Source organism: Citricoccus sp. NPDC079358 (assembly GCF_040702545.1).
Taxonomy (GTDB): Bacteria; Actinomycetota; Actinomycetes; order Actinomycetales; family Micrococcaceae; genus Citricoccus.
Genome location: NZ_JBFBLI010000040.1, coordinates 1 through 1,090 on the forward strand (window position 1 = coordinate 1; position 1,090 = coordinate 1,090).

The following is a 1,090-nucleotide window of genomic DNA, read 5'->3' on the forward strand; positions in this document are numbered from 1 at the left end:
TGGGGCCGGTGTTCGAGTCTTGGGGGATCCCCGCCCAAGTTGCAGGCGCGGCTTCCTTCGTGCTGTCGCTGTTCCTGGTGACCTTCCTGCACCTGGTGGTCGGGGAGATGGCCCCGAAGTCCTGGGCCATCGCCCACCCGGAGGCCACGGCGAAGCTGACCGCCCTGCCGACGCGGGCCTACATCTGGCTGCTTCGGCCCTTGCTGATGTGGGTCAACCGCATCGCCAACCGGCTGGTGGCTGCCAGTGGCGTCACTCCCGTGGATCGTGCCGCGGTCGGTGGACAGGACGCGGCCACCATCCGCCAGCTGGTCGAGCACTCGGCCTCGGCCGGGTCCCTGGACCGCCGGTTCGGCGACCAGCTCTCCGGGGTGTTCGAGCTGCAGGACAAAACCGTGGCGGACCTGCTCAAACCCGGGGCCCGGCCCACCTCCGTGTCCTGGCAGGCCACCGTGGCCGATGTACAGGCCGCCGCCATCGGATCCGGTCACCTGCGGATCCTGGTGGAAACCCCCGGCGGCCGGCCCCCGGCAGTGGTCCATGTCCGGGACACCTTGCTGGAACCCCCAGGCCGCGGCGTCCAGGAACTGGCGAGGCCGGCCTTCACCGTGCAGGCCGATACCGCTCTGCACGAGGCCCTCTCCCAGGTCCGCGAAGCCGGTGAGCAGCTGGTCGCCGTGATGGACCAGGACCGTTTCCTCGGCGTGGTCACCCTTGCCGACGTCCTGCGCCGGGTCCTGCCCTACCAAAAAGAAGAGACAGCGTCATAGGTGCCGGACCTTCCCTCGATCGCCCTCGGTAGCCCGGGCCCGTGAACGGAAGCGATGCCTTCGGGCTCGTCGGCGAAATGCTGTCCCTCATCGGGCTGGTCTGCGGGCTGCCGTTGTTGCTGTACGGATCGCTGCGCCGCAGCCTGGACGGACCGCATGTGGCCATCGAGATCGTGATCGTCCAGGACCAACGGGGCCCCAGGGCCCGTTGGTTCGCGGACGGAGACTTCCACGAGCGGACCCTGCTCTCATGGGAACGGGAGCACCTCCACGGCCAAGAAGTCCGCACGGCGTTCATCAGCAGCCGCGATCCGTCCCGC

General features: G+C 69.1%; 2 protein-coding genes. Both read left to right on the forward strand.

The genetic code is table 11. The features are described 5' to 3' along the window. A partial coding sequence (locus AB0333_RS16960) for a CNNM domain-containing protein (protein ID WP_366219844.1) occupies positions 1-770 on the forward strand: 770 nt, incomplete at its 5' end. A 41-nt stretch (positions 771-811) separates the two neighbouring features. Then, a partial coding sequence (locus tag AB0333_RS16965; RefSeq protein ID WP_366219845.1) for a hypothetical protein occupies positions 812-1,090 on the forward strand: 279 nt, incomplete at its 3' end.